26 protein-coding genes are annotated in these 22,772 nt (G+C 67.7%); 17 read left to right on the forward strand and 9 right to left on the reverse strand.

Annotation, left to right across the window (positions count from 1 at the left end; all coding sequences use genetic code 11):
• Positions 1-399: HipA domain-containing protein (locus tag ACHZD8_RS06365; RefSeq protein WP_394769326.1), on the forward strand; the 399-nt coding region annotated here is incomplete at its 5' end.
• Between the two features lie 25 nt (positions 400-424).
• Here the strand turns inward: ACHZD8_RS06365 and ACHZD8_RS06370 are convergent.
• Positions 425-721 (reverse strand): HigA family addiction module antitoxin, encoded by a 297-nt coding sequence (locus tag ACHZD8_RS06370; protein WP_394769327.1) that lies wholly within the window; start codon positions 719-721, stop codon positions 425-427.
• 514 nt (positions 722-1,235) lie between these two features.
• On the opposite strand from ACHZD8_RS06370, the gene ACHZD8_RS06375 reads away from it, so the two are divergent.
• The gene (locus ACHZD8_RS06375) at positions 1,236-2,603 is read left to right on the forward strand and encodes a glycosyltransferase (RefSeq protein WP_394769328.1); all 1,368 of its coding nucleotides are present in this window, start codon (positions 1,236-1,238) and stop codon (positions 2,601-2,603) included.
• A gap of 545 nt (positions 2,604-3,148) precedes the next feature.
• On the opposite strand, the gene ACHZD8_RS06380 is transcribed toward ACHZD8_RS06375, so the two are convergent.
• Positions 3,149-3,469, reverse strand: coding sequence for a tyrosine-type recombinase/integrase (locus ACHZD8_RS06380; RefSeq protein ID WP_394769329.1), 321 nt, complete (start codon positions 3,467-3,469; stop codon positions 3,149-3,151).
• Between the two features lie 354 nt (positions 3,470-3,823).
• On the opposite strand from ACHZD8_RS06380, the gene ACHZD8_RS06385 reads away from it, so the two are divergent.
• Entirely contained in the window at positions 3,824-5,530 is a 1,707-nt protein-coding gene (locus ACHZD8_RS06385; protein WP_394769330.1) for a sialidase family protein, read from the forward strand.
• Positions 5,531-5,740: 210 nt separating this feature from the next.
• Here ACHZD8_RS06385 and ACHZD8_RS06390 read toward each other — a convergent pair whose 3' ends face one another.
• Entirely contained in the window at positions 5,741-6,304 is a 564-nt protein-coding gene (locus tag ACHZD8_RS06390; protein WP_394769331.1) for a TetR/AcrR family transcriptional regulator, read from the reverse strand.
• Positions 6,305-6,410: 106 nt separating this feature from the next.
• Here ACHZD8_RS06390 and ACHZD8_RS06395 point away from each other — a divergent pair, with 106 nt between their 5' ends.
• From ACHZD8_RS06395 to ACHZD8_RS06405, 3 genes are all read left to right on the forward strand, one after another.
• Positions 6,411-7,304, forward strand: a complete 894-nt coding sequence (locus ACHZD8_RS06395; RefSeq protein WP_394769332.1) for an SDR family oxidoreductase — start codon at positions 6,411-6,413, stop codon at positions 7,302-7,304.
• Between the two features lie 40 nt (positions 7,305-7,344).
• Positions 7,345-7,998: a tyrosine-protein phosphatase gene (locus tag ACHZD8_RS06400; protein ID WP_394769333.1), complete on the forward strand. Its 654-nt coding sequence runs from the start codon at positions 7,345-7,347 to the stop codon at positions 7,996-7,998.
• A 282-nt stretch (positions 7,999-8,280) separates the two neighbouring features.
• Complete coding sequence (locus ACHZD8_RS06405; RefSeq protein ID WP_394769334.1) at positions 8,281-9,630, forward strand: D-alanyl-D-alanine carboxypeptidase family protein; 1,350 nt, start codon at positions 8,281-8,283, stop codon at positions 9,628-9,630.
• On the opposite strand, the gene ACHZD8_RS06410 is transcribed toward ACHZD8_RS06405, so the two are convergent.
• Positions 9,627-10,271, reverse strand: coding sequence for a DNA alkylation repair protein (locus ACHZD8_RS06410; protein ID WP_394769335.1), 645 nt, complete (start codon positions 10,269-10,271; stop codon positions 9,627-9,629). The two genes, ACHZD8_RS06405 and ACHZD8_RS06410, sit on opposite strands and share 4 nt — an antisense overlap.
• A gap of 18 nt (positions 10,272-10,289) precedes the next feature.
• Positions 10,290-11,114 carry an ammonia-dependent NAD(+) synthetase gene (nadE, locus tag ACHZD8_RS06415; RefSeq protein ID WP_394769336.1) on the reverse strand — a complete coding sequence of 275 codons (825 nt, stop codon included), beginning with the start codon at positions 11,112-11,114 and terminating at the stop codon, positions 10,290-10,292.
• 67 nt (positions 11,115-11,181) lie between these two features.
• Here nadE and ACHZD8_RS06420 point away from each other — a divergent pair, with 67 nt between their 5' ends.
• The 4 genes from ACHZD8_RS06420 (at position 11,182) to ACHZD8_RS06435 (ending at position 13,317) form a co-directional block, all read left to right on the forward strand.
• Positions 11,182-11,691, forward strand: a complete 510-nt coding sequence (locus ACHZD8_RS06420; protein ID WP_394769337.1) for a 2'-5' RNA ligase family protein — start codon at positions 11,182-11,184, stop codon at positions 11,689-11,691.
• 2 nt (positions 11,692-11,693) lie between these two features.
• A complete protein-coding gene (locus ACHZD8_RS06425) occupies positions 11,694-12,080 on the forward strand; it encodes a hypothetical protein (protein ID WP_394769338.1) in 387 nt (128 codons plus the stop codon).
• A gap of 67 nt (positions 12,081-12,147) precedes the next feature.
• A complete protein-coding gene (locus ACHZD8_RS06430) occupies positions 12,148-12,480 on the forward strand; it encodes an ATP-dependent DNA ligase (RefSeq protein ID WP_394769339.1) in 333 nt (110 codons plus the stop codon).
• A gap of 108 nt (positions 12,481-12,588) precedes the next feature.
• Positions 12,589-13,317, forward strand: a complete 729-nt coding sequence (locus ACHZD8_RS06435; RefSeq protein WP_394769340.1) for a toast rack family protein — start codon at positions 12,589-12,591, stop codon at positions 13,315-13,317.
• 30 nt (positions 13,318-13,347) lie between these two features.
• Here ACHZD8_RS06435 and ACHZD8_RS06440 read toward each other — a convergent pair whose 3' ends face one another.
• Positions 13,348-13,692, reverse strand: a complete 345-nt coding sequence (locus tag ACHZD8_RS06440; protein ID WP_394769342.1) for an iron chaperone — start codon at positions 13,690-13,692, stop codon at positions 13,348-13,350.
• Positions 13,693-13,787: 95 nt separating this feature from the next.
• Between ACHZD8_RS06440 and ACHZD8_RS06445 the strand changes: the two genes are divergently transcribed.
• Positions 13,788-14,126, forward strand: a complete 339-nt coding sequence (locus ACHZD8_RS06445) for a YciI family protein (RefSeq protein WP_394769343.1) — start codon at positions 13,788-13,790, stop codon at positions 14,124-14,126.
• Between the two features lie 10 nt (positions 14,127-14,136).
• Positions 14,137-15,489, forward strand: a complete 1,353-nt coding sequence (locus ACHZD8_RS06450; RefSeq protein ID WP_394769344.1) for an RNA polymerase sigma factor — start codon at positions 14,137-14,139, stop codon at positions 15,487-15,489.
• A gap of 12 nt (positions 15,490-15,501) precedes the next feature.
• Here the strand turns inward: ACHZD8_RS06450 and ACHZD8_RS06455 are convergent, their stop codons facing one another.
• Genes ACHZD8_RS06455 through ACHZD8_RS06465 form a run of 3 tightly spaced genes read right to left on the reverse strand, consistent with a single transcriptional unit; the run spans position 15,502 to position 16,892 of the window.
• Positions 15,502-15,771, reverse strand: coding sequence for a hypothetical protein (locus ACHZD8_RS06455; protein WP_394769345.1), 270 nt, complete (start codon positions 15,769-15,771; stop codon positions 15,502-15,504).
• Positions 15,772-15,775: 4 nt separating this feature from the next.
• Positions 15,776-16,069 carry a 2TM domain-containing protein gene (locus ACHZD8_RS06460; RefSeq protein WP_394769346.1) on the reverse strand — a complete coding sequence of 98 codons (294 nt, stop codon included), beginning with the start codon at positions 16,067-16,069 and terminating at the stop codon, positions 15,776-15,778.
• Between the two features lie 55 nt (positions 16,070-16,124).
• Complete coding sequence (locus ACHZD8_RS06465) at positions 16,125-16,892, reverse strand: TIGR00645 family protein (RefSeq protein ID WP_394769347.1); 768 nt, start codon at positions 16,890-16,892, stop codon at positions 16,125-16,127.
• A gap of 240 nt (positions 16,893-17,132) precedes the next feature.
• Between ACHZD8_RS06465 and ACHZD8_RS06470 the strand changes: the two genes are divergently transcribed.
• The 5 genes from ACHZD8_RS06470 (at position 17,133) to ACHZD8_RS06490 (ending at position 22,662) form a co-directional block, all read left to right on the forward strand.
• Positions 17,133-18,134, forward strand: a complete 1,002-nt coding sequence (locus tag ACHZD8_RS06470) for a TerC/Alx family metal homeostasis membrane protein (RefSeq protein WP_394769348.1) — start codon at positions 17,133-17,135, stop codon at positions 18,132-18,134.
• A 70-nt stretch (positions 18,135-18,204) separates the two neighbouring features.
• The gene (locus ACHZD8_RS06475; protein WP_394769349.1) at positions 18,205-19,101 is read left to right on the forward strand and encodes a PP2C family protein-serine/threonine phosphatase; all 897 of its coding nucleotides are present in this window, start codon (positions 18,205-18,207) and stop codon (positions 19,099-19,101) included.
• Positions 19,098-20,324: an FHA domain-containing protein gene (locus ACHZD8_RS06480; RefSeq protein ID WP_394769350.1), complete on the forward strand. Its 1,227-nt coding sequence runs from the start codon at positions 19,098-19,100 to the stop codon at positions 20,322-20,324. Before ACHZD8_RS06475 ends, ACHZD8_RS06480 begins: the two co-directional genes overlap by 4 nt.
• Complete coding sequence (locus ACHZD8_RS06485; RefSeq protein WP_394769351.1) at positions 20,324-21,940, forward strand: serine/threonine-protein kinase; 1,617 nt, start codon at positions 20,324-20,326, stop codon at positions 21,938-21,940. Before ACHZD8_RS06480 ends, ACHZD8_RS06485 begins: the two co-directional genes overlap by 1 nt.
• The gene (locus tag ACHZD8_RS06490) at positions 21,937-22,662 is read left to right on the forward strand and encodes a hypothetical protein (RefSeq protein ID WP_394769352.1); all 726 of its coding nucleotides are present in this window, start codon (positions 21,937-21,939) and stop codon (positions 22,660-22,662) included. The genes ACHZD8_RS06485 and ACHZD8_RS06490 overlap by 4 nt, the downstream gene beginning before the upstream one ends.
• Positions 22,663-22,772: the final 110 nt, after the last annotated feature.

Genomic DNA, 22,772 nt, shown 5'->3' on the forward strand with positions numbered 1-22,772 from the left:
CACCGTCTCCTCCGACTCCTCACGCTCTCTCAAGCCATCGGCAATCTCGACATGCATGGCAAGAACATCAGCATGCTTCACCTGCAGGACGGTTCCACCCGACTTACGCCCGCCTACGACGTCGTGCCGCAAACCCACCTCGACAGCGACGGCAAGATGGCGCTCGCGATCAATCGAAAGTTCCTGCATGCGGCGATCACCGTCGACGACCTTATCGAAGAGGCGGAATCCTGGAAGCTGCGTTCGCCGCGAACGATCATCATGGAGACGCTGGATGCCGTGGAGGGGTTCGTTCATTCGGAAGCTCCCGTCAAGAACGCCTATGACCGACTTCAGGTCGACATCGCGGCATTCACGCGAAACCTTGTGGAAGGGCGACCGACTGGGCACGGCGAGTAGATTGCGTGGCGGACGCCGGCCCGAATTACGTGCTGACGAGCGGCACGATCCGATCGAACTCGTCGCGATACTTCTCGACGGTGACATCGAGGTCGTACCGGCTTTGGAGGTTCATCCAGAAACGGTCGGATGTGCCGAGGGCTCGAGACAGTCGCAGCGCCGTGTCGGGGGAGATCGCGCGCTTGCCGTGCACGATCTCGTTGATGCGTCGAGCGGGCACCGAGATGGTCTGGGCAAGGCGGTACTGAGTGATGACCATCGGGCTGAGGAACTCTTCGAGGAGGATCTCCCCAGGGTGGATCGGGTCGTGTGCGGTAGTCATGATGTCTCCCCTCTAGTGGTAGTCGGTGATCTCGACGTCGGCGGGTCCTGCCGGCGTCCAGGTGAAGCAGATGCGTAATGGTGATGGTACGCAGGGATCCTGGCGGCTATCCGTCTTTCTTAGCCACTAATTATGGGCGTCGCATCTCCTTCGCCGTCCGCGCATCCTTTCGGAGGGGCAACTTCCTCGAGGGTACATTTTGGCAATTGCCGAGACCAGAGTTGCCAATCTTGGGACACCTCTCGAGGCTTCGTGATTCGGCTTCACTGCGCTGAAGCGGCTCGATTTCACGCTCTTGGAGCCGTAGCACCGGTCCATCTGGTTGAGGTCAAAGCAGATCCGGATACCGATCCAACGGTCGGAGGGCGCGAATCGGTATCCGGGCATCTGGTTGCCGCCGTCGGAGCTTCCACCAGCGCGTCGATTTGGTTTCTGCTTTTCGGACCACATCGACCGATGGGTCCTTCCAGCCAAGCTGGAGAATCGGCGTCATTAGGGCGCGAGGAAAAATCGAATGTTCCGCTACGTTGATACCGTGACGCGTCGCTCCGGGGGAAAGATCATCGTCGTCATGCCCGCGCACAATGAGGCGGAGCTCATCCGAACCGCACTGGAGTCCCTCAGCGCCCAGACCCTGCTCGCCGATGAAGTCATCGTGGTCGCCGATCGGTGTCTCGACGACACCGCCGCTGCCGCGCGGGCGTCGGGGGCCACGGTGATCGAGACTGTCGACAACCAGTACGCCAAGGCGGGCGCGCTGAACGCGGTGCTCGATGACCTGCTTCCGCGCCTCACCGGCGACGATGCTGTGCTGATGATGGACGCAGACTCGTCGATCCCGCCCGAGTTTCTCGCCGAGGCCTCCGAACGGTTGGATGAGCCGTTCCGCGGCGACGTGCCTGTAGGTGGCGTCGGCGGCATCTTCCTTGGCACTCGGCCAATCGAGGGTTTCATTGGGCACCTCCAAAACAACGAGTACGTGCGCTATGCCCGCGAGATCGGGCGCCTCGAAGGCCGGGCCGCAGTGCTTACAGGTACAGCCACGCTGTTCTCGGTCCTCGCCCTGCGGGAAGTGAAGCTAGCGCGAGCGAAGGGGGAGTTACCGGCCGGGAAAGGTGTCTATGACGTCGGGGCGCTGACGGAAGACAACGAACTGACGCTTGCCCTCAAGCAACTCGGCTACAGCTGTGTGTCGCCGAAGGCGTGCACGGTTCGTACCCAGCTGCCGGACACGGCGGCGCGCCTCTTCTATCAACGGCTCCGTTGGCAGCGCGGGGCGATCGAGAACTTGTTGGCCTACGGAATCACCCGTCACACGCTTCCATACGTGGTGCGCCAGGTGATGAAGTACCTCGTCGTCATGTTCTTCCCGTTCTATCTCACGGCGGTCGTCTTCACATTGTTGACCGCCGGATCCATCGGGTTTCCTCTGTTCTGGACCGCGGTCACCGTGTTCATCGAGTTCGAGCGCGCCTGGACAGCGAGGAAGGGCGGATGGCGTTCGATCGCCCTCTCGGCCCTGGTGATCCCCGAGATCGCTTTCGACCTATTCCTGCACTCGGTGTACCTCAGGGCGGCGATCGACACGGCGGCGCATGCTCGGGAGTCCTGGGGGCGGCCGAGGCTCTCGTCCGTGTCGGGCTCTGAGCGTCGTCGTCGTGCCGTCGTCGGGGCGCTGACGGTGCTCTACATGATCGTCGCCCTCGGGGTGGTGATTGCTCTCGCGGTCGCCTGCAGCGTGCTCGGTGTCGCGTGGACGGTGATCTCAGTGCTCGTGCTGGCGGGAACGGCGCATGCCGCTATTCGCCTCAGCGGCAGAGATCCCCTCGGGTTCGCGCTCGGCAGCGGCGAGACCCTACTCAACGTTTCAAGGGCGAAGTAGAGCATCCGACCGATCGCGGTGGCCCAGCACGGCGGCCTTGATGCGATGTGGGTGATGATGGAGTGGGAGGCACGGACGACGGGCGGCGGATTTTGCCGTCCGCCCTTCGCGAGAATCGGGCGCGGTGGCAACATTTTGGCAACACTTGATCCGAATTTAGCCCACTCTCAAGTCATAACTTGAGACCGAAAAACCCCGAGATTCCGGGCTTTTTGGGCCGATTTGGCGCCACGAAAAGGGCTCACTTTCGCCCTCTCACGGCGGTAACACCGGTTCGAATCCGGTTGGGGTCACAGACGGTCCGGATGCCAATAATCCATTGGCATCCGGGCCTTTTGCGTTAAGGCCTCCTGAGCCCTCCACGGGATCAACCGTCGATAACTGTCCGCAAACGTTGCGCAGGGAGCACTTGCTGACGGTTGAGTTGCCGCCGGCACGCCGTGCGACCTTAGGGTGGCGTGTGCCGGCGACGCGAGAGTTTCGCCGGTTGTCCCTGAGGTGGATGAGGCGACCCAATGCTCGAGCTATCGAAACGGGTGGCGCGGTCATAATTGGTGTCCGGGCCGCTCAGCTCGGCCCCGGAGCCTCCCGCGGGCGATCAACCGTCGATAACTGTCCGCAATCGTTGCGCAGGGAACACTTCGTGACGGTTGAGTGGGTGGCCGCGCCTGCATCCGGTCATGCGCGGCGGATGCGTGGCCGAGCATCCGCTGCACCGACTTGAGGTGGGCGCCGGCCGACACTGCGAAGCTCGCGGCGGTGTGGCGCAACTCGTGGGGTGTCATCCCGTCGAGGCCGACTTCGTTGGCTGCGGGCTCAAACCAGCCTTTGCGGAAGGCGTTGCATCGCTGGGGTTTGAGCCGCATCCCTACTACAGACCGCCTGCGACCCAGGTCTAGATTCGCCGGGAGCCCGTGTCGATGAGCTTCACCTGAAGCCGGGCGCCGGAAGGATGAGATCCCAGATTCTCAGGGCCGACTGGTTGCCCGAGCGGGGTCCGCCAGACGCCACCGGCGGGATCAGCCGGCCACACGTCGCCGGTGATCGGCACGTAGGCCTTGTGACGGGGTGGGGTGGGCGGTACTTTATCCTCCATCACGTTCGGGTCACAATTCGTGTGCCCGATCAGTTCATCAGCAGTCACAACGTTTCAGGGGAGATCCTTCGTGAAGAAGTTAGTGGCATTTACCGCAAGCGCGGCTCTGTTGTCGGCGGCATTCTTGCTTGGCCCGCCCGCACAGGCTGCGGCTCCGACATACAACATCTCGACCCTCGCTGGGAAGGTCGCCTCGCTCAATGGCACGGCTGGTCTCCAGATCCGCTTCTCCGCCTATGTCGAGCAGGAGGCCAACACGGAGGTGTCGACCGCACCGGGCGATCCGATCACCCCGAACATCGTCCTCAGCAGTCCGTTGGACGGGACCTCGGTTGCTGCGCCGGCCGTCACTGTCAACCAGGACACCGCCGCCGCGCCCCAGAACGAGACCGCGATCGCCGTGGACCCCAATAATCCCAATCGGGTTGTGGGGAGCGCCAACGACTACGTGGCGCGCACCTGGGCCTGTTCTGTCTCGGGAACCCCGTGTAGCGCCTTGGGCGACGGGTACTCCGGTACCTACTTCTCCAACGACGGCGGAACCACCTGGTGCTGCAGCGCCTCAGACCCCTCGCACCTGGGGACGCTCATCCCCGGTGTCACCCATCTGGCGGGCGGCCCGTATGACGCGGCCGGCGACCCGGCATTGGCCTTCGACAGCCGGGGCACCGTGTACTACGCGGGGCTCGGGTTCAACAGGGCGAGCGCTCCGAACACGGTGACGGTGAGTAAGGGCACGTTTGACTCCGGCAGCCGCCTCAGCTGGGGCGCGCCGACGTTGATCAACGCGACGACCTCCCCGGCGGTCTTCAACGACAAGGAGTGGATCGCCGCCGATGCCAATGCGGCCAGCCCATTCCGTGACCGCGTGTACGTTTCCTGGACGCGCTTCGTCTTCAGCCCGACCACCGGCGCCTACGTGCAGTCGCCGATCTTCTTCGCGTCATCCAGCGACGGTGGGCGAACCTTCACGGCTCCGAAGTCCATCTCGGGCAACGTGCTGTATGACCAGGGTTCGCGTCCGGTTGTGGGTCCTGATGGCTCCCTCTACGTCTTCTTCGAAGGCGCGACGAGGTTGGCCACGGCCGATTCCACCTACGTGGTCAAGTCCACCGATGGAGGCGCGAACTGGGGCAAGCCACTGGCGATCTCCACGCTGGTCGACAGCGAGGTCCTCCGCGACACCGCGTTCCGCGACAACAGCTTCCCTGCTGCTGCGGCGGCCCCCAACGGTGATCTCTACGCGACATGGACGACGATGATGGGCGGGGCGTCCACCGCCGTGTACAGCAAGTCCACCAACGGCGGGACGACGTGGTCGGCGCCCGCTCGCGTCTTCTCGGCCGCCACGCGCACCGCGGTGGGCTACCCGGCCGGCACGCTGAGCGCGCCGTCACCGGGCGGGCCCGTCGAGGACATCTTCCCTGCCGTGGACGTGAGCTCCAATGGGCATGTCTACCTCGGCTCTTACCGCGGCAACACGGTGTCGCCGTGGCAGCTCTGCAAGGCCAGCCCACCGCCGCCGGTTGGTCGCATCACCTGTGATGTGCTCGGCGACTACATCCACAACACGAGGCTCGACTACGTCGTGACCGACCTGACGACCAGCCAGACGCGGACTGTGAGCACCCACCCGATCAACACTCGATACGGGTTCGGGGGCGGATTCTTCGGCGATTACACCGATCTATCGGCAGGGTCAGACGGAACGTTCCACGCGTTGTGGACCGACACCAACAACAAGCAGAACGTCGAGTGGTTCTACGGCGCCCAATTCGTGCCGACGCCTATCAACCAGCAGGACGTCGTCACCGCGCGAGGCAACTTCTAGTCAGCCTGAGTTCAGGTCGGTGAGAACGGCAACGTGGTCCGGCTGCGCAAAGCGCGCCGGGCCACGTTTGTCTGGTCGAGCTCGTCGCGCTGGCCGGACGGTCGTCCGTCAGTAAGTGTCCGCTGAAGGTGCGCAGGGAGCACTTTGTGACGGCTGAGTGGGTGTTCGTCGCCCAGCATCACGACGGGAGCTGATCGACGGTGCCCTGCGTCAGGCGCCCGCGGTCAGCGCCCTGAGCCGGCCGAAGGCCTCGCGGATGCACTGGGCGAAGTCACCGGTGGAGTCGTCCGCGATCCAGGTCGCGAAACCGATCTTGAAGACGGTGACGCCGGTCTCGGCGGCGAGGTTGGCGGTCAGTGTCGGGACCCCTCGTCGACGGAGGGCCTCGGCGACGGCGTCGGCGAGGGTCGAGAATTTGAGGAGTTCGCGCTCCTGAAGGCTCGAATTCGCGGCGACCACTGCCGCGCGTTGTCTGGAGTACTCCCGGCTCGGCAGCAGCGATGCGCCGATCTCCAGGGCGGCGAGCACGGCGTCGATGGGCTTCGCGTCGTCCGGCTCCGCATCGATCGCGCCCACCACGGCATCCTGCAGATCGCCCGATCCGGCGAACAGCACCTCCCGCTTGTCCGCGAAGTGGCGGAAGAACGTGCGCTCGGTGACGCCGGCACGCTCGGCGATTTCCGCGGCGGTCGTCTGCTCGAAGCCGTGCTCGGCGTAGAGCTCCATGGCGCTGAGCCTCAGGCGCCCCCGCGCATCTGGTTCCCATCGTCCCATCTGGTCATCTTAGTGATGTCCGTCACTGACATGGAGTGCTACCCTGATGACAGTGGCTGACATCGCCATTGACTCGGCACCCAGGCCGACCGAAAAGGAGACCCCCATGCGTGTGTTCGTCACCGGTGCGTCCGGATTCATCGGCTCGGCCGTCGTGCCGGAGCTTCTCGAGGCTGGGCACGACGTGGTCGGGCTCGCCCGATCCGATGACGCCGCCGCCGCGCTGATTGCCGCGGGCGCCACGGCGCGGCTCGGCAGCCTCGACGACCTCGACGGCCTGCGTGCGGGCGCAGAGGAATCCGACGCCGTGATCCACCTCGCCTACAAGCACGACTTCTCGGACATGGCCGGAGCCGCTGGATCCGAGCGCGCGGCCATCGAGACGTTCGGCGATGCCCTCGCCGGCTCGGATCGACCGTTCCTGTTCGCCTCGGGAGTCGCCGGGCTCGCGCCGGGGAGGGTGGCGACCGAGCGGGACGTCGTTCCGTGGACCGGCCCGGATGCGCCGCGCGGGGGAGCGGAGGCCCTCGCGTTCGCGTACGCCGGGCGCGGCGTGCGGTCGGTAAGCCTGCGATTCGCGCCCACCGTTCACGGCGAGGGCGACCACGGCTTCATCTCCACGATCGTGAATGTCGCGCGCGAGAAGGGCGCCTCCGGCTACGTGGGCGACGGCTCCAGCCGCTGGCCGGCAGTGCACAGGCTGGATGCCGCCCGCATGATCCGCCTGGCGCTCGAGAAGGCGGCGGCCGGCTCGGTCGTTCACGGAGTGGGGGAGGAGGGGATCGCGGCGCGGACGATCGCCGAGATCATCGGTCGCCACCTCGACGTGCCGGTCGTGTCGGTGGCGCCCGAGGATGCCGCGGCGCACTTCGGCTGGATCGGTGCCTTCTTCGCCCTCGACACCCCGGCCTCGAGCCTGCTCACCCAAGAGATGCTCGGCTGGACGCCGACCCGCCCCGGCCTCGTCGACGACCTCGAGGCCGGGCACTACTTCCGTTGATCACAAGGGTTCGGGACGGGGCCGTGGTTGACTCGACGGCATGACTGCAACGGCGACGCTCGGCAATCTGCGCGAGGTGGGCGGGCCCGGACTGCAGCGCGGCCGGGCCCGCACCGTCTACCGCGCGAACACGGAAGACGTGGGCCAGGAGGCGTATCCGCGGTCGGTGCGGACGGTGGTGGATCTCCGCCGAGCCGACGAGATCGCCGCGCTGCCGCATCCGCTCGGGGCGACGCTCGGCTACCGCAACGTGCCCCTGTTCGACCCCACCGTGCCCGACGAGGCGGTGGCGGGCGCGCTCACCCTCGAGGCCCAGTACGTGGACTGGCTCGACCGGCACCGGGCGACGATCGGCGAGGTGTTCCGCACCATCGCGGCCGCAGAGGGCGACCTGCTCGTCTGCTGTGCCGCGGGCAAGGACCGCACCGGCGTCGTGAGCGCGCTCCTCGCGCGCCTCTGGGGCGCCGACTCGAACGTGATCGGAGCCGACTACGCGGCCACCGGGCCGGCGCTGGCCGAGCGGTTTCGGCGGGAACGTGCCACGACGACCGATCCCGAGCAGACTGCCCGAAATCAGCGGTGCGTGCCCGAGACCGCCGTGCACGTCGTGAGCACCGTCGAGGAGCGGTTCGGATCGGTGCGCGGCTACCTGCTGTGGGTCGGCCTCAGCGAGGGCGAGATCGACTCGCTCTGACCGGCGGTGACCGTCCGCCCGCAACTCAACCGTCACTAAGTGCTCTCCGGGCGGCCGTAGCGAGCAGTTGGTGACGGATGAGCGGGTGGGTGCGGGTGGCCCGGGTCGGCCCGGCCCGGCCCGGGCCCGCCCGGTGGGAGAGTCCCCCTGCCAACTCAACCGTCAGTAAGTGCTGGCTGGACCGCCCCAGCGAGCAGTTGGTGACGGTTGAGTTGGGGCGGATGAGAGCTAGCATGAGCCAGTGCAGCAATTAACGAGAGACCCTCAGTTGGTTGGCGAACGGTGAGCGATTCGCTCGACGACCTCGCGGAGATGCTCGACCGCGCCCACTCGGATGCCGGCGCACGCGCAGATCCGCTCGATCCGGCGCGCATCGCGGCGAGACGCCGTCGCCACATCCGGCGAAGAATCACCGCGGGTGCCATCGCGCTCGTGATCGCCGCCGTGGTCGGCACATATCTTCCCGTGACCCTTCTTGCGCCCCTCGGCACTGCCGCCATGACGGTGCACAAGCCTCAGTTCGCCACCCCGGCCGCGGTGCAGCTCTCCCTTCCCGGCGTGGGCGCGAGCGCCATCAGTGTGGCGGGGGCCGAGGACTTCGCCGGCACGACGGGCACCGACGGCATCCTGGCCTCGAGCGGCGGCAACGGCGCGCTGCCGATCGCCAGCATCAGCAAACTGGTCACCGCCCTGGTGATACTGGATGCCAAGCCGCTCAAGCCGGACGAGGCCGGCCCCACGCTCGCCTTCGGCAAGGCCGAGGCCGACCTCTACGACAAGTACTACGTGCTGGGGGCGACCGTGTCCTCGATGAGGACCGGAACCTCGATGTCCGAGCACGACGCGATCGAGGTGATGCTCGTGGCGTCGGCCTGCAACTACGCGGAGGTCGCCTCCACCTGGGCGTTCGGCTCGCAGGCACGGTTTCTCAGCGCCACGCGCGCCTGGCTGACGGCCCACGGCCTGAGCGGCACGACAATCGTGGAACCCACCGGGCTCGACCCGCGAAACGTCAGCACCCCCACCGACCTGATCGCCATCGGAAAGCTCGCGATGGCGAACCCGGTGCTCGCGGCGATCGTGGGCTCGCCAAGCGTGAGCCTGTCCATCGGCACGCTCGCGAACAACAACAAGCTGCTCGGTACCGACGGCATCAACGGCATCAAGACCGGCACCCTCGCCAAGGCCGGCGCCTGCCTTCTCTTCTCCGCGGTCGTGGACGTCGGCACGGCCGCCCCCCTCACCGTGATCGGTGTGGTGCTGGGCGGCGCCGATCACGGGTCGGTGGACTCCGCCGTGAGCGCGCTGCTCGCGAGCATCAAGTCCGGTTTTCACCGGGTGCCCCTCGTGACCAAGGGCCAGGTGCTCGGCAGCTACTCGACGCCGTGGAAGGATCACGCCAGGATCGTGGCGGGGGACGACGCGACCGTGCTCACCTGGTCGAACAATCCCATCACCACCACCATGGTGACCAGTCCGCTGACGACCGGCGCGAACGGTGCGACGGTGGGAAGCGTGACCTTCGTGGCCGGGAAGGACACCGTCACGGTTCCCCTGCTGCTCGATGGCGCGATCACCGGCCCGGACGGCTGGTGGAGGCTGACCCACCCCGCGGAGCTGCTCGCGCGCTAGCGATCTCTCACGCGCCGGGGGGCCAGGTGCAACTCCGGCCGGGTGGTAGCGAGCTCGTCGAGCACTCGGGCGACCGCCTCGCCGGCGGGTCCGTCCAGCGCTCCGGATGTCGTCGCCCGGCGGACGAAGCCGTCCCAGTCCCCGCCGCCGGCACGGAGCGCCCGAAGCGGCGACAGCAGGGCCGCCCGGTGCAGCCACCCGTCACCGTCTCGGGCCCAGCGATCCAGTGCCACGTCCGCGCGAGCGCGGCTTCGCGGGGTCAGCCCATCGATGAGCGGGCCGATCACGTCCAGCGCGAGCGGGTCCACGAGCGCCCGCAGCCGGGCCCCGCGCACGAATCCCTCCAACCGGGTCAGGTCCGAGTTGTCGAGCAGCCGCAGATTGGACTGGAGGAGCACGACAGCGGCGAGGCGTCGCTCGAACACGGGCACTGCCCACAACTCTGAGCTCAACGCGGTGATGTCGTCGTGGGTCAGGCCCGGGTAGCGTCGACCCGCATCGCGGATCGTGCCACGCACGGCTCCCACCGATGCCCCGTAGAAGCGAAGGTCGCTTGCCAGACGGGCCCGCTCGGCCTCCGCTCGCTGCCAGGATCCCTCGCGCTGCAGGGTGGCATCCACGAACTCGCCGGCGTCACTCATCGTTCACGGGCGGCAGCGTCAGCCGCGCCACCAGTCGTCGAAGGGCGACGCCGGAACGCGCCGCTTGTGCTCCGTGACGAGGTAGCGCGCCTCGATCGCGTCGGCGACCGCGGACGGCACGTCGCGTCCCTCCAGGTAGTCGTCGATGTCGGAGTAGCTGAGGCCCAGGTTGGCCTCGTCGGTCTGCCCGGGAGTGTCGTCGAGCAGGTCCGCGGTCGGGGCCTTGAGGTAGAGCCGTTCCGGGGCGTCCAGGTGCTCGAGCAGGGCCCGCCCCTGTCTCTTGGTGAGGCCGGTGAGCGGCACGATGTCGACGCCGCCGTCCCCGTACTTGGTGAAGAACCCCGTCACCGCCTCCGCCGCGTGGTCGGTGCCCACCACGAGAAGCCGGCGCTGGCCGGCGATGGCGTACTGGGCGACCATGCGCGTTCTGGCCTTGACGTTTCCCTTGGTGAAGTCGCTCATGTCGGCACCCGTCGCATCGGCGAAGTCGGCCTGCACGCCGTCGACGCCGCGCTGGATGTTGAACGTCACGGTCTCCTCCGGGCGGATGAAGCTCAGCGCGAGCTGGGCGTCCTCCTCGTCGTGCTGCACGACGTACGGCATGCGCACCGCGACGAAGTCGGCGCCGACGCCCTCGCCCTGGAGTCTCTCGACGGCGAGCTGGCAGAGCCGGCCGGCCAGCGAGGAATCCTGCCCGCCGCTGACGGCGAGCACGAAGCCGGCCGCGCCGGTGGAGACGAGGTAGTCGCGGAGGAACCCGACTCGCTCTTCGATCTCCCGCTCCGGATCGATATCGGGCCGCACGGAGAGGTGGGCGATGATCTCTGACTGACGTTCCCGCATGCATCGACGATATCAACGCTGCTTCGTGAAGGTGCCCGGCGGGCTGGCCGTCTCCTAGACTCGGCGCATGCCGCGCCTGGTCGTCGTCCTTCCCCTCGTGCCGCTGCTGGTCGGGCAGACCTTCGCCATGGAGGACTGGCCCCTGCACATCACCGTGCTGCCGCCCTTTCTCACCGACGCCTCGCCCGAGCGGATCGCCGACGCCATCGCCGCCGCGACATCCGACCTGCCCGCCATCTGCGCCATCGCCGGTCGGGACGAACTCTTCGGGCGTCGGCACAACGTGCCGGTGACCGTGGTCGAGCACAACGAGGCACTCGCACGCCTGCACCGAACCCTCGCGGCGGCCCTGCTGCCGTTCGCCGCGGCCCCGGACGAATCAGCGTTCACCGGTCCCGGCTTCCGGCCCCACGTCACCGTCAAACCGCACGGGCGCGTCCAGGAGGGTGAGGTGCTCTCGCTGCGCCAACTCGCCCTCGTCGACATGGCGCCTCGGGACGCTCCGCAGGGGCGCCTGGTGCTCGCCACTCTGCCGCTTCCGGCACCCGGTGTCTCCGTGGAAGCGGCTACAGTCTGAACATGAAACGGATTACCTACGCCGGCGGGTCGATTGTCACCGGCAACGCCGTAGCGGCCGCACTCCTTGACTATGCCACGCAGATCGCAAGCAACGCGAACAGCTCCACGGTGGACATTCCGGTGCTCGAGGATGACGGCACAACGAGCATCCACACCCTCCTCGTCGGGCCCGCGACCCAGTTGGACGTGTCGGACGTGTCGGACGCCGAGGGTGTGTCGGCGGAGGATGAGGTCGAAGAATTCCCGATTCCGGACCTTCCGATCATCGGCATGGCCGCGTTGACCCCGTCTCCCGCGGACGAGTCTCAGGCGGAGAGCGACGCGCAACACTTCGACCGGGCCGTCGACGAGCTCGAGGAGGGACTCGCCGACGGCCGCTTCACATGACGAGTAGAATTCAGACGCTCCGGCCCGTTCCGGGGCAGTCGCACCACCTCATACCGATAGGTTCCCGATGGGAAAATTCATCTATGGCACACCCTCGATCTCAGTCGAGTTCGATGACCGGGTGCTGGCGCACCTGAAGGCCGTCATCGTCGCCAAGCTACGCCGCAATGAGGCATTCACTTTCTCCTGGGAATATGACGCCGCGCTGGGCAAGGGCAACAGTTCCGTGTGGCTCCACCCGGCCATCCCGATGCAGTTCGAGTTCTACGGCAGCCGCGCCCCGCAGCTCAACAGGGCCTGGCTGGAGGCGCTCGTGCAGCTGTCGAACACGCCGGGTGGGCTCCGGGTGATACCGGAGCCCAAGGAATTGGCCGCCGGGACGGCACCCTCCGCCGACTGATCACCGACTTCGCAGTCGTTGACCCTCGCGGGCGTGCCCGGATGGGACGTTCGGCCCAGCGCGGTGCCGAAACCTGGGGAACCATGGAACCCTCAGGGAGGTCTTCCGATGAAACTCAAGGTCATGCGTCCCGTGCGTATCCTGATCGCGGGAGCGCTCGTCGCGCTCGTGGCGGGATGCGGCATCGTCGCCCCCATCGTGCCGGGCGAGGACCGCACGGACACGAAGACGACGGATGCCGGCGGCGCGACGTCGGCCAGCGTCGAGGTCGACCTCGGCGCCGGCCAGTTGACCCTCGCGGGCGGTTCGAGCGGGCTGGCCACGACGAAGTTCACCTACAACGTGGAGAGCTGGAAGCCCACGGTCGACTACACCGTGAGCAACTCCCGCGGCACCCTGGTGATCGCTCAGCCGAGTGCACCGGTCGCGGTGGGCAAGAGCGTTCGCAACGACTGGGACGTGCGGCTCAGCAACAGCATCCCCATCGACCTCAAGGTCAACACCGGCGCCGGCAAGAGCATGCTCACGCTCGGCGGGATGTCTCTCGTCTCGGCCACCATCTCCGGCGGGGCGGGCGAGCTCCAGGCCGACCTGTCCGGCGACTGGAAGAAGTCGGCGGAGGTCGACGTGAACGGTGGGGTGGGGAAGATCAGCGTGCAGCTACCCTCCTCCGTGGGCGCGCGCGTGAGGGTGTCGACCGGCCTCGGCAGCGTGACCGTGAACGGCCTGACCAAGAGCGGCGACACCTGGGTGAACGACCAGTACGGCACGTCACCGGTCACCCTCGACGTGGTGATCAAGGCCGGCGTGGGCGAAGTGAACCTGGACGTGAAATAGGGCGGGGTGGAGTCGCGTAGCGCCCCTCGGTCAGCTCACGATCTCCGTGAGCCGCGCCCGAACGAGGTCGCCGAGCACGTCATCGGGGATGGGGTGCTCGGGGGTGAATCGAACGGTTCCCTTGGACAGCGAGAAGCCGCCGAGCCGGTCGCGCACCGAGTCGATGGCGGCGGGGGAGAAGGGGAACACCGAGAGGTGTTTGGCGCTCGCCGACACTCCGATCAGGGGCTTTCCGGCGACTCGCAGCGCGGGCACACCGTAGCTGACGCCGTCCTCGGCCCCCGGGGCGATGCCGCGAGCCACGTCGACGATGTGCCGCAGGCTGGCTCCCGCCGCTTCCGGGAGGCCGGCCAGAGTATCGTCAACGGAACCCATGAAGGGATTGTGGCACGGTGGTTCTTTCGTGACCATGTCCTTTCGGCCCGTTGCCGTTCGTCGTACCCACGTATCGACCAAACAAAGGAGATCTCATGGAGTACCTGCTGTTCATCTGCACCGACCCGGCCGCGCCGACCTATGTGCCGGAGGAGGACAACATCCAGGAGTGGGTGGCGGAGATGGAGGGTCGGGGCGTCACCCGTGCGGGAAACCGGCTGCGTCCGGTCGCCGACGCCACCACCGTCACGGTGCGGGACGGTGAGCTGATCGTGTCGGACGGGCCGTTCGCCGAGACCAAGGAGTGGATCGCCGGCTTCGACCTCATCGATTGCAGCGACCTGGATGAGGCGATCGAGATCGCCTCGAAGCACCCGATGGCCAGGTTCGGCAAGATCGAGATCCGGCCGATCTGGCCGTTCGGCACCGAGTAACAGGAGAGCGGTGACATCGCCCACTGACGAGCGATCCGACGAGCGATCCGACGAGCGATTCGCCGCCTCCGCCGTCGCTTCGGCCTCGGCGGAGGAGACGGCGCGAATCGTCTCCACCCTGATTCGCGTGACGGGGGACTGGGCGCTCGCCGAGGACTGCGTGCAGGATGCCTTCGCTCGGGCCCTGGTGGACTGGCCCGTGCACGGCATCCCGAGTAAGCCGGGAGCCTGGCTCACGACCGTGGCGAAGAACGCGGCCATCGACCGCCTGCGGCGCTTCGCCACCGAGCGCGCGGCGCTGCGCCAGCTGGCGATAATGGCCGAGCTCGAGGGGCTCGACAGCGAGGGCTCGGCGGGTTCCGGGCTCGAGGACGACGCGCTCGAGGACGACCGCCTGCGGCTCATCTTCACCTGCTGCCACCCCGCCCTGCCGATGGACGCGCGCGTCGCGCTGACCCTGCGCACGGTTGCCGGGCTCACCACGGGCGAGATCGCGCGCGCCTTCCTCGTCTCGGAGTCGACGATGGCCAAGCGACTGGTGCGCGCCCGGGCGAAGATCAGGGATGCCGGCATCCCGTATCGAGTGCCGCCGCCACGCCTGCTCCCGGGGCGCACCGCCGGGGTCTTCGCCGTGCTCTACCTGCTGTTCAACGAGGGCTATTCGGCGACGGGTGATCGGCTGGTGCGGGAACCTCTCGCTCGGGAGGCCATCCGCCTGACCCGCCTGCTCGTGCAGTTGCTCGGTGAGTCGCCTCACACCTCGGAGGCGCTCGGCCTGCTCGCGCTCATGCTGTTCCAGCACGCGCGCACGGCGGCTCGCCTCGACTCCGCCGGCGATGTCGTGACGCTCGAGCACCAGGACCGCTCCCTCTGGGATGCCGACGCCGTCGCCGAGGGCCTCGCCCTGCTGCGAACGGCGGATCGGCGCTGCCTCGAGCGCGGCGAGCGGCCCGGCCGCTACCAATTGCAGGCCGCGATCGCGGGCTGCCACCTCGTGGCGCGGGATGCCGCCAGCACTGACTTCGCCAGGGTGGCCGTTCTCTACGAGGCGCTGGCACTCATCGCGCCGTCGCCTGTGGTCGAGCTGAACCGCGCGGTCGCCGTGGCGATGTCGCAGGGGGCGGAGGCGGGGCTCGCCCTCGTGGACGCGCTCGACCGCGCGGGGTCCCTCGACGGCTACTACCTTCTGCCGGCGACGAGAGCCGACCTGCTGCGGCGGCTGGGCCGCACCACCGAGGCGGCGCGCGACTACCGCCGGGCCCGCGATCTCGCCCCGTCGGAGGTGGAACGGCGCTACCTCAGCCGGCGGCTGGCGGAGGGACGCGGATCGGCGGCGGAAAGATCTTTCCCAGACGGTCGGTGATTCTCGGGACGGTCAATGCGGGAGGAGTAGTTCGCCACCGACCCACGCCACCATGAAGAGGGTGACGAGGGAGCCAATGACGATCAAGACCCACGACAGATCGCGCCGAATGACGGCGACCACACCGAGAACGGCGCCGACGATGCCCAACGCGAAGATGGCGAACGTCGGGATCGGCGCGCCCACCGTTGACTTGAGGACGAAGAGCGCGGCGAAGGCGAGGATGAGCCCCAATGCCCACCAGCCGAGGGCGGACGCTGGCCATACCCGCGTGGACCGCAAGGGTTTACCTTTCCTTGTCATCGCGGGGGCGCCCCGTCATCCGCTCGATCTCGGCATCCACGTCCGCCTCGGTGTGATAGCGGCGGCCGGGACCATAGGCGTCCAAACCGGCGAAGAGGGCAGCGACGCCCATTCCGAAGATCGCCCAGATCGGCCAGAAGTACCCGCCGGGACTGGTGATGAACCAAATGGCGGTGAGCAGCAGGGCCACGGCGGCCCAGACGCCCAGGAACGACCAGAAATTGGACTTCGCCTTGAGGCGGCGCCGCGCGGCTTTTCTCAGATCTTCGTCGGTCATGGCCAGCAGGCTACGCCGGCCGGGAAGGGGTCACACGGACGAAGGTCCCGCGGATTCAGCGGGCGCGCAGCTCGCGGGCCAGGCGCTCGTAGTGCGCGGCGCGCGCCTCGATCTCGGCGGCCGATTCCGGCCCGGCCTGGCCGAGCTCCGCGCGCTGGAGCTGCGGCTGCGGCGCATCGTGGGCGTCGCGGATGAGCGCGACGGGCGAACCGCTCTCGATGGCGCGCGCCGGGGCGCCGTTCGACATCTTGTCGATCCAGGCCAGCGCCACGGCGGAGAGGATGAACACGGAGTGGATGATCACCTGCCAGAAGACACCGTCGGAGGTGTAGACCTCGTCGGTGACGTTGTCGGCCTCGGAGTTCTTGGCGCCGAGGTCGCCCACCTCGATGAAGGTCTTGAGCAGGTGGATCGAGGAGATGCCGATGATCGCCATCGCGAGCTTCACCTTGAGCACGTTGGCGTTCACGTGCGAGAGCCACTCCGGCTGATCGGGGTGACCCTCGATCTTGATCCGGGAGACGAAGGTCTCATACCCGCCGATGATCACCATGATCAGCAGGTTCGCGATCATCACCACATCGATGAGGCCGAGCACGCCGAGCATGATGGCGGCCTCCTCGATGTGCAGGGGGTCAGCGATCACCTCTTCCGCGAGGTGGAAGAGCTCCACCATGAAGACCACGACGTAGATCACCTGGGCGAGGATCAGCCCCACGTACAGCGGGGCCTGCAGCCAGCGGCTGAAGAAGATGAGGTAGCCGATGGCGGAGACACCGGAGTTCTGGGGGCGGAATTGGCGGGGCTGGCTGGGCGACGTCATGTCGCCGAGCCTAGACAGCCGCGCACGGGAAACCCTGTGAGCCGGAGCGGGTGGGTATTCTGCGGGCCTGGCCGCTCGTCCGGTAGGGTTGGGCACGCGAAGGGGAGTATTCCACCCGCGCTGCAGTCGTCAAGACGGTCGCCGATGATGCCGGCCCGGTTGCAGCGGTGCCGTTCACGGCGCGGAAGAGACTTTCGGGAATCAGGCGACCCATGCCTACCCCGACGAAAGGCCCCCGCCATGCACCTCGAACTCCCGCTCGCCTTCGAGGCGACATCCCTCGTGGTGATCATCGCGATCATCATCGCGGACCTCGTGCACGCCTACCTGCGTCCGCACGTGCCCTCCACCAAGGAGTCGAGCCTCTGGGTGGCGCTCTACGTGGTGCTCGCCCTCATCTTCGCCGTGCTCATGCTCGTCTTCGCCGACGCGGAACACGCGAGCCAGTTCCTGGCCGGCTGGCTCACCGAGTACAGCCTCAGCGTGGACAACCTCTTCGTCTTCGTGATCATCATGGCGAGGTTTTCGGTGCCGAGGCAGTTCCAGCAGGAGGTGCTGATGGTGGGCATCATCATCGCCCTCGTGCTGCGCGGCATCTTCATTCTGCTGGGGGCCCAGCTCATCGAGAACTTCAGCTGGATCTTCTACCTCTTCGGCGCCTTCCTGCTCTTCACGGCGTTCCAGCAGGCGTTCCTGAACAGCGAGGAGATGGATGAACGCGAGAGCGCCGTCATCCGCTTCCTGCGCAAGAGGATCCCGATCTCCAACGAATTCAATGGTTCGAAGCTGCGCACTGTCGTGGACGGCAAGAAGATCTTCACCCCGATCATCGTGGTGTTCCTCGCCATCGGCACCACCGACCTGGTCTTCGCGCTCGACTCAATCCCCGCCATCTTCGGCATCACTACGAGCCCGTTCATCGTGTTCACCGCGAACGTGTTCGCCCTGATGGGGCTCCGCCAGCTCTACTTCCTGCTCGGTGACCTCATCGACAAACTGGTGTACCTCAAGTACGGGATCGCGTTCATCCTCGCCTTCATCGGCGTGAAGCTCGTCTCCCACGCCCTGCACACGAACGAGCTGCCCTTCGTCAACGGCGGCAAGGGAGTGGACTGGGCTCCCGAGATCGACACCGTGACGTCGCTCGTCGTGATCGTGGTGTCGATGGCCGCCGCGACGGTCGCGAGCGTCATCAAGATCCGGGTCGACAAGCGCCGCGAGGTGGGCACCCCTACCCATTGACGGTCGGCCGGCGGTCGGTGAACATGCCAATAGAGTGATGAGCAGACTTTTGCTATGGGGGGAGGGGTGGATGTCGATCGAAATCCGGCAGGAATTCGAGCTTGCCGGCGTGACGGTACGTTTTCGATTCGCCGCCCACTCCGATCGCGGAGCCGTGCGCCGCGTGAACGAGGACAGCTACCTGAGCGCGGCTCCGATCTTCGTGGTCGCGGACGGGATGGGCGGTCACGCCTTCGGTGACCGCGCCAGCCAGACCGCCGTCGCCGCGTTCGCCGCGGCGTTCGACGGGACCAGGCCGACCCGCCCCGGCATCGTGCTCGACACCATCCGGCGGGCGAACGACGACGTGCTCGCCCTGACCGGCGAGACTGACTCGTTCGGCGCCCTCTCCGGCACGACCCTCACCGGCATCGCATTCGTGGACGTGGGCGGCGCGGACAACTATCACTGGATGGCCTTCAACGTGGGGGACTCCCGGGTCTACAGCTGGGATGGCCGCACGCTCCACCAGCTGAGTGTCGACCACTCCGCGGTGCAGGAGCTGGTGGATCTGGGCCAGATCACCCGTCGCGAGGCGGAGCGGCATCCGGAACGCAACATCGTGACGAGGGCCCTCGGCGCGGACACCGAGGTGGACCCGGACGTGTGGCTGCTGCCCGCCCGCCCCCACCAGACCTTCCTGCTCTGCTCCGACGGCCTCACCAAGGAGCTCGGCGACGACGAGATCGCGCGCATCATCGTCTTTCACGACGCCGAGGAGCGACGCGAATCGGACGGACTGCCGGTGACGCTCGCCGAGCGGCTCGCGAACGCCGCCGTCGCGGCCGGTGGTTCGGACAACGTGACCGTGATCATCGTGGAGTCCGAGCTGGTCGGGGCGAACGTGTCGGGGCCGGGGTCGAGCGAAGACACCATCGACCGGCACGGCCTGCCGAGATTTCTCGAAGAGACCAGGCCGAGGGGATGACCGTGGGCACCATGCGGATTCGACAGGCGTCGTCGGGCGGCTGGCTGGCCGTCGTGCGCGGCACGCGGCTGGTGGCGATCGGCCGTGCGCCGGAGAAGACCGTCATCGACCTCGCCTGGGACCGCCTCGCCGAGTCCGATGGGTTCCAACTGCTGCTCGACCTGCTCACCCGTGACGGGCTCGCTGCGACGCCGCCGTTCGTGCTCCTGGAATGGGATGCGACCGGCGGATGCCGTGTCGTCGTGCGCGGGTCGGCGAGCGTCACCGTCACCGGCGCCGGAGGCGATCAGGTCGTGAGCGGCCGGGGGGTGTCGACCTGGGTCGAGCGAGCCCTCGACGGCGTCGTCGCCTTCGCCCTGGACGTGCCGGACGCCGTGCCGATGACGCCCGCCGGGGCCCTGCCCTTCGAGGCAGGAAGCGCCTGGATCGCCGGACTCACGGCGTCGCTGACGCCTCCTCAGCAGAAGCCGAGCGGTCAGGCAACGACCGGCACGGCCGCGCCCACGGCGGCGGCGGTCACCGCCGATGTCGACATCGAGGCGACGGTCACGGAGGCGACGGTCACCGAGGCGCCCGCGAATTCCGAAGACCAGGAGACCGCCGAGTCCGTGGGGGCGACGATCGTGGCGCTGCCCGACCCCGCGCCGGAGGCCCCCCAGGAGGTGGCGGCCGATGACGGCTACGACTACCTCTTCGGCGCCACCGTGTTCCGCAACGTCGCGGACGCCGCGGTGCGGGCGGACGAGCCCGAGGAGTCGGACGCCGCGCCGGATGCCCCCGTCGCCGACGGCGACCACGACGGCCACACCGTGCTCACGGCGGACATCGCCGGGCTCCGCTCGAAGCGTCGGGCGAAGGGCGCTCCGCCCGCCCCCGCCCCGCTCCAGGCGTTCTGGCTGCTGCTCTCCACCGGCGCCCGCGAGGCGCTCACCCAGCCGATCCTGGTCGGGCGGTCGCCGAGCGTCAGCAAGGTGTCGGGCGGCCAGATGCCGCGCCTGATCACGATGGACACCGCCGACCAGGACATCTCCCGCAACCACGCCCAGGTGGCCGTGGAGGGCGACACCGTGGTGGTGACCGACCTGCACTCCCGCAACGGCACCATGGTTCTCCTGCCCGGCAAGGAGCCGCAGAAGCTGCGCGCCGGAGAGCCGACCTCGGTCATCGTCGGCACAGTCATCGATCTCGGCGGCGGAGTGACGCTCACGGTGGAAGAAGACTGATGCGCCGCGCCTCCTCCCAGCCGCCGGAACTGCCCGGCTACTCCTTCGTGAAGGTGCTCGGCTCCGGCGGTTTCAGCGACGTCTTCCTCTACGAACAGAAGCTGCCCAAGCGGCGGGTCGCAGTGAAGGTTCTGCTCACCGAAGACCTGACCGCTGCCACCCGCGCGTCGTTCGTGGCCGAGGCGAACCTCATGGCGCAGCTCTCGACCCATCCGTACATCGTCACCATTTACCAGGCCGACGTCGCCGCGGACGACCGGCCGTACTTCGTGATGGAGTACTGCTCTGGGCCGAGCCTCGCCGAGCGGTACAAGGAGGGCACCTTCGCCGTCGCCGACGCACTGCGCACCGGCGTGCGCCTCTCGAGCGCGGTCGCGACCGCGCACTCGGCCGGCATCCTGCACCGCGACATCAAGCCGGCAAACGTGCTCACCAACGACTACGGCTGGCCGGCCCTCACCGACTTCGGCATCTCGTCCGCCGTCGACGACGAGCTGCTTCCGGTGCACACGGGAACCCTCGCCGATGCGCTGCACGACACCGCATCCGGTGGCACCGGCAGCCAGTCCATCGGCATGTCGGTGCCGTGGTCGCCGCCCGAGATGTTCGACGACGACCCGTCGCCCGACGTGAGATCCGACGTGTTCTCGCTCGCGGCGACGATCTACACGATCCTGGCCGGACAGACGCCGTTCGAGGTGCGCGGCCGATCCAACGGCACGCTCGACCTCATCGGCCGCATCGAGCGCGGCGCGGTCACCCCGATGCCCCGGGACGACCTGCCCCGCTCCCTCGTCGCCGTGCTGCAGAAGGGGATGGCGTCCGACCGGGGCGACCGATTCTCGACCGCGGTGGACTTCGCCCGCGCCCTGCAGCGGGTGGAACTCGAGCTGGGCTACGCGCCCACCACCATCGACGTGCCGAACCTCTTCATCGACGCCCCGGACCGCGAGGCCGAGGGGGATGCAGCGGACGAGACGCGTGCCCGCGGCGTCTCGACGATCGAGGCCCAGCCGGCACCCGTGCCGATCGCCCAGCCCGCGACGGCAGGTTCCGACGAGACCCAGGTGCGCGGGGCCCAGCGGGTGGATGCCCAGCCGGCCGACCGAATCTCGGAGCAGACCGTGCTTCGCCAGCGTGCGGCGACGGCGGTCGCGGAGGCGCCGGCCGAGCAGACCATCGAGGAACCCCCGCGGGTCTCGCGTCGCAATCGCATAGTCGTCTGGTCGACCAGCGCCGCGGCGGTGCTCATCGCCGTGGCCGTCACGCTCGGCCTCGTGCTCTCCGGCGGCGCGCCCGGCGGGGAGGCACGACCCACCGCGAAGCCCGGCGGCACCGGTTCGGCCGTCGTCGCGTCGGTGCCCGCCCCGACCCTCGTCTCGGCGGCGCCGCTGGGATCGACCCTCGTGTTCACGGTGAAGAACGCCGCGGCGAAGCCCGGCGACACCTTTCTCTGGCGCCGCAGCGACCGGGGTTCGAGCGAACCGACCCAGCAGACCTCCTCCGGCGCCCTCACCGTGAAGGACTACACCGCCCCCGCGACCGTGTGCATCGAGGTGCGCATCCAGCGCGACGGGCAGACCGGCGACCCCCTGGACACGTGTTATCCGAAATGAAGCCCCTGAAGATCGAATTCTGCGGTGAATGGTACGAGGTCGAGCATCCGAGCGACTTCCACATCGGGTGCGAGTCCGACCTCGTGATCGACGACAACCCCTACCTGCATCGCCGCTTCCTGCGCATCTACGAGGACTTCGGCATGTGGTGGCTCGCGAACGTGGGCAACCTGCTCTCGGCGACCGTGACGGATGCGACCGGCCAGGTGCAGGCCTGGCTCGCCCCCGGCGCGCGCCTGCCCATCGTGTTCCCGCAGATGCAGGTGCTCTTCTCGGCGGGATCAACGACCTACGAGTTCACCATCCACTCCGCCGAGGACTACTACAACACCTCAGCCGCGATGGCCGGATCCGGCGGGTCGACCACGATCGAGCCGATCCCGCTCACCAGCACGCAGCGGCTGCTGATCGTGTCGCTCGCCGAGCACATCCTTCGCCAGTCGTCCCCGGGCCGGGGCGAGATCCCCTCTTCCGCCGAGGCGGCCGCCCGCCTGCACTGGTCGATGACGACCTTCAACCGCAAGCTCGACAACGTGTGCGACAAGCTCGACAAGGTGGGAGTGCAGGGGCTGCGCGGAGGAAAGGGGAACCTCGCCACCAACCGTCGGCTGAGGCTCGTCGAATACGCCGTGGCCACCCGGCTGATCAGCCAGGACGACCTCTACCTGCTCGACAAGAACGACCGGGAGCTGACGGCGGCCACCGACGGGGCCGATGGGTAGTTCTACCCATGCCGCGGGTCATTCTTGAAAAGACGCTCGTGTTAGGTTGTTTGCACGGTGGAGCCGCGTCGAGGGGTGAGGCGTCCCGCCGCCATGGTTCGTCAAATCCC

The organism is Lacisediminihabitans sp. (genome assembly GCF_043726815.1).
Classification (GTDB): Bacteria; Actinomycetota; Actinomycetes; order Actinomycetales; family Microbacteriaceae; genus Lacisediminihabitans.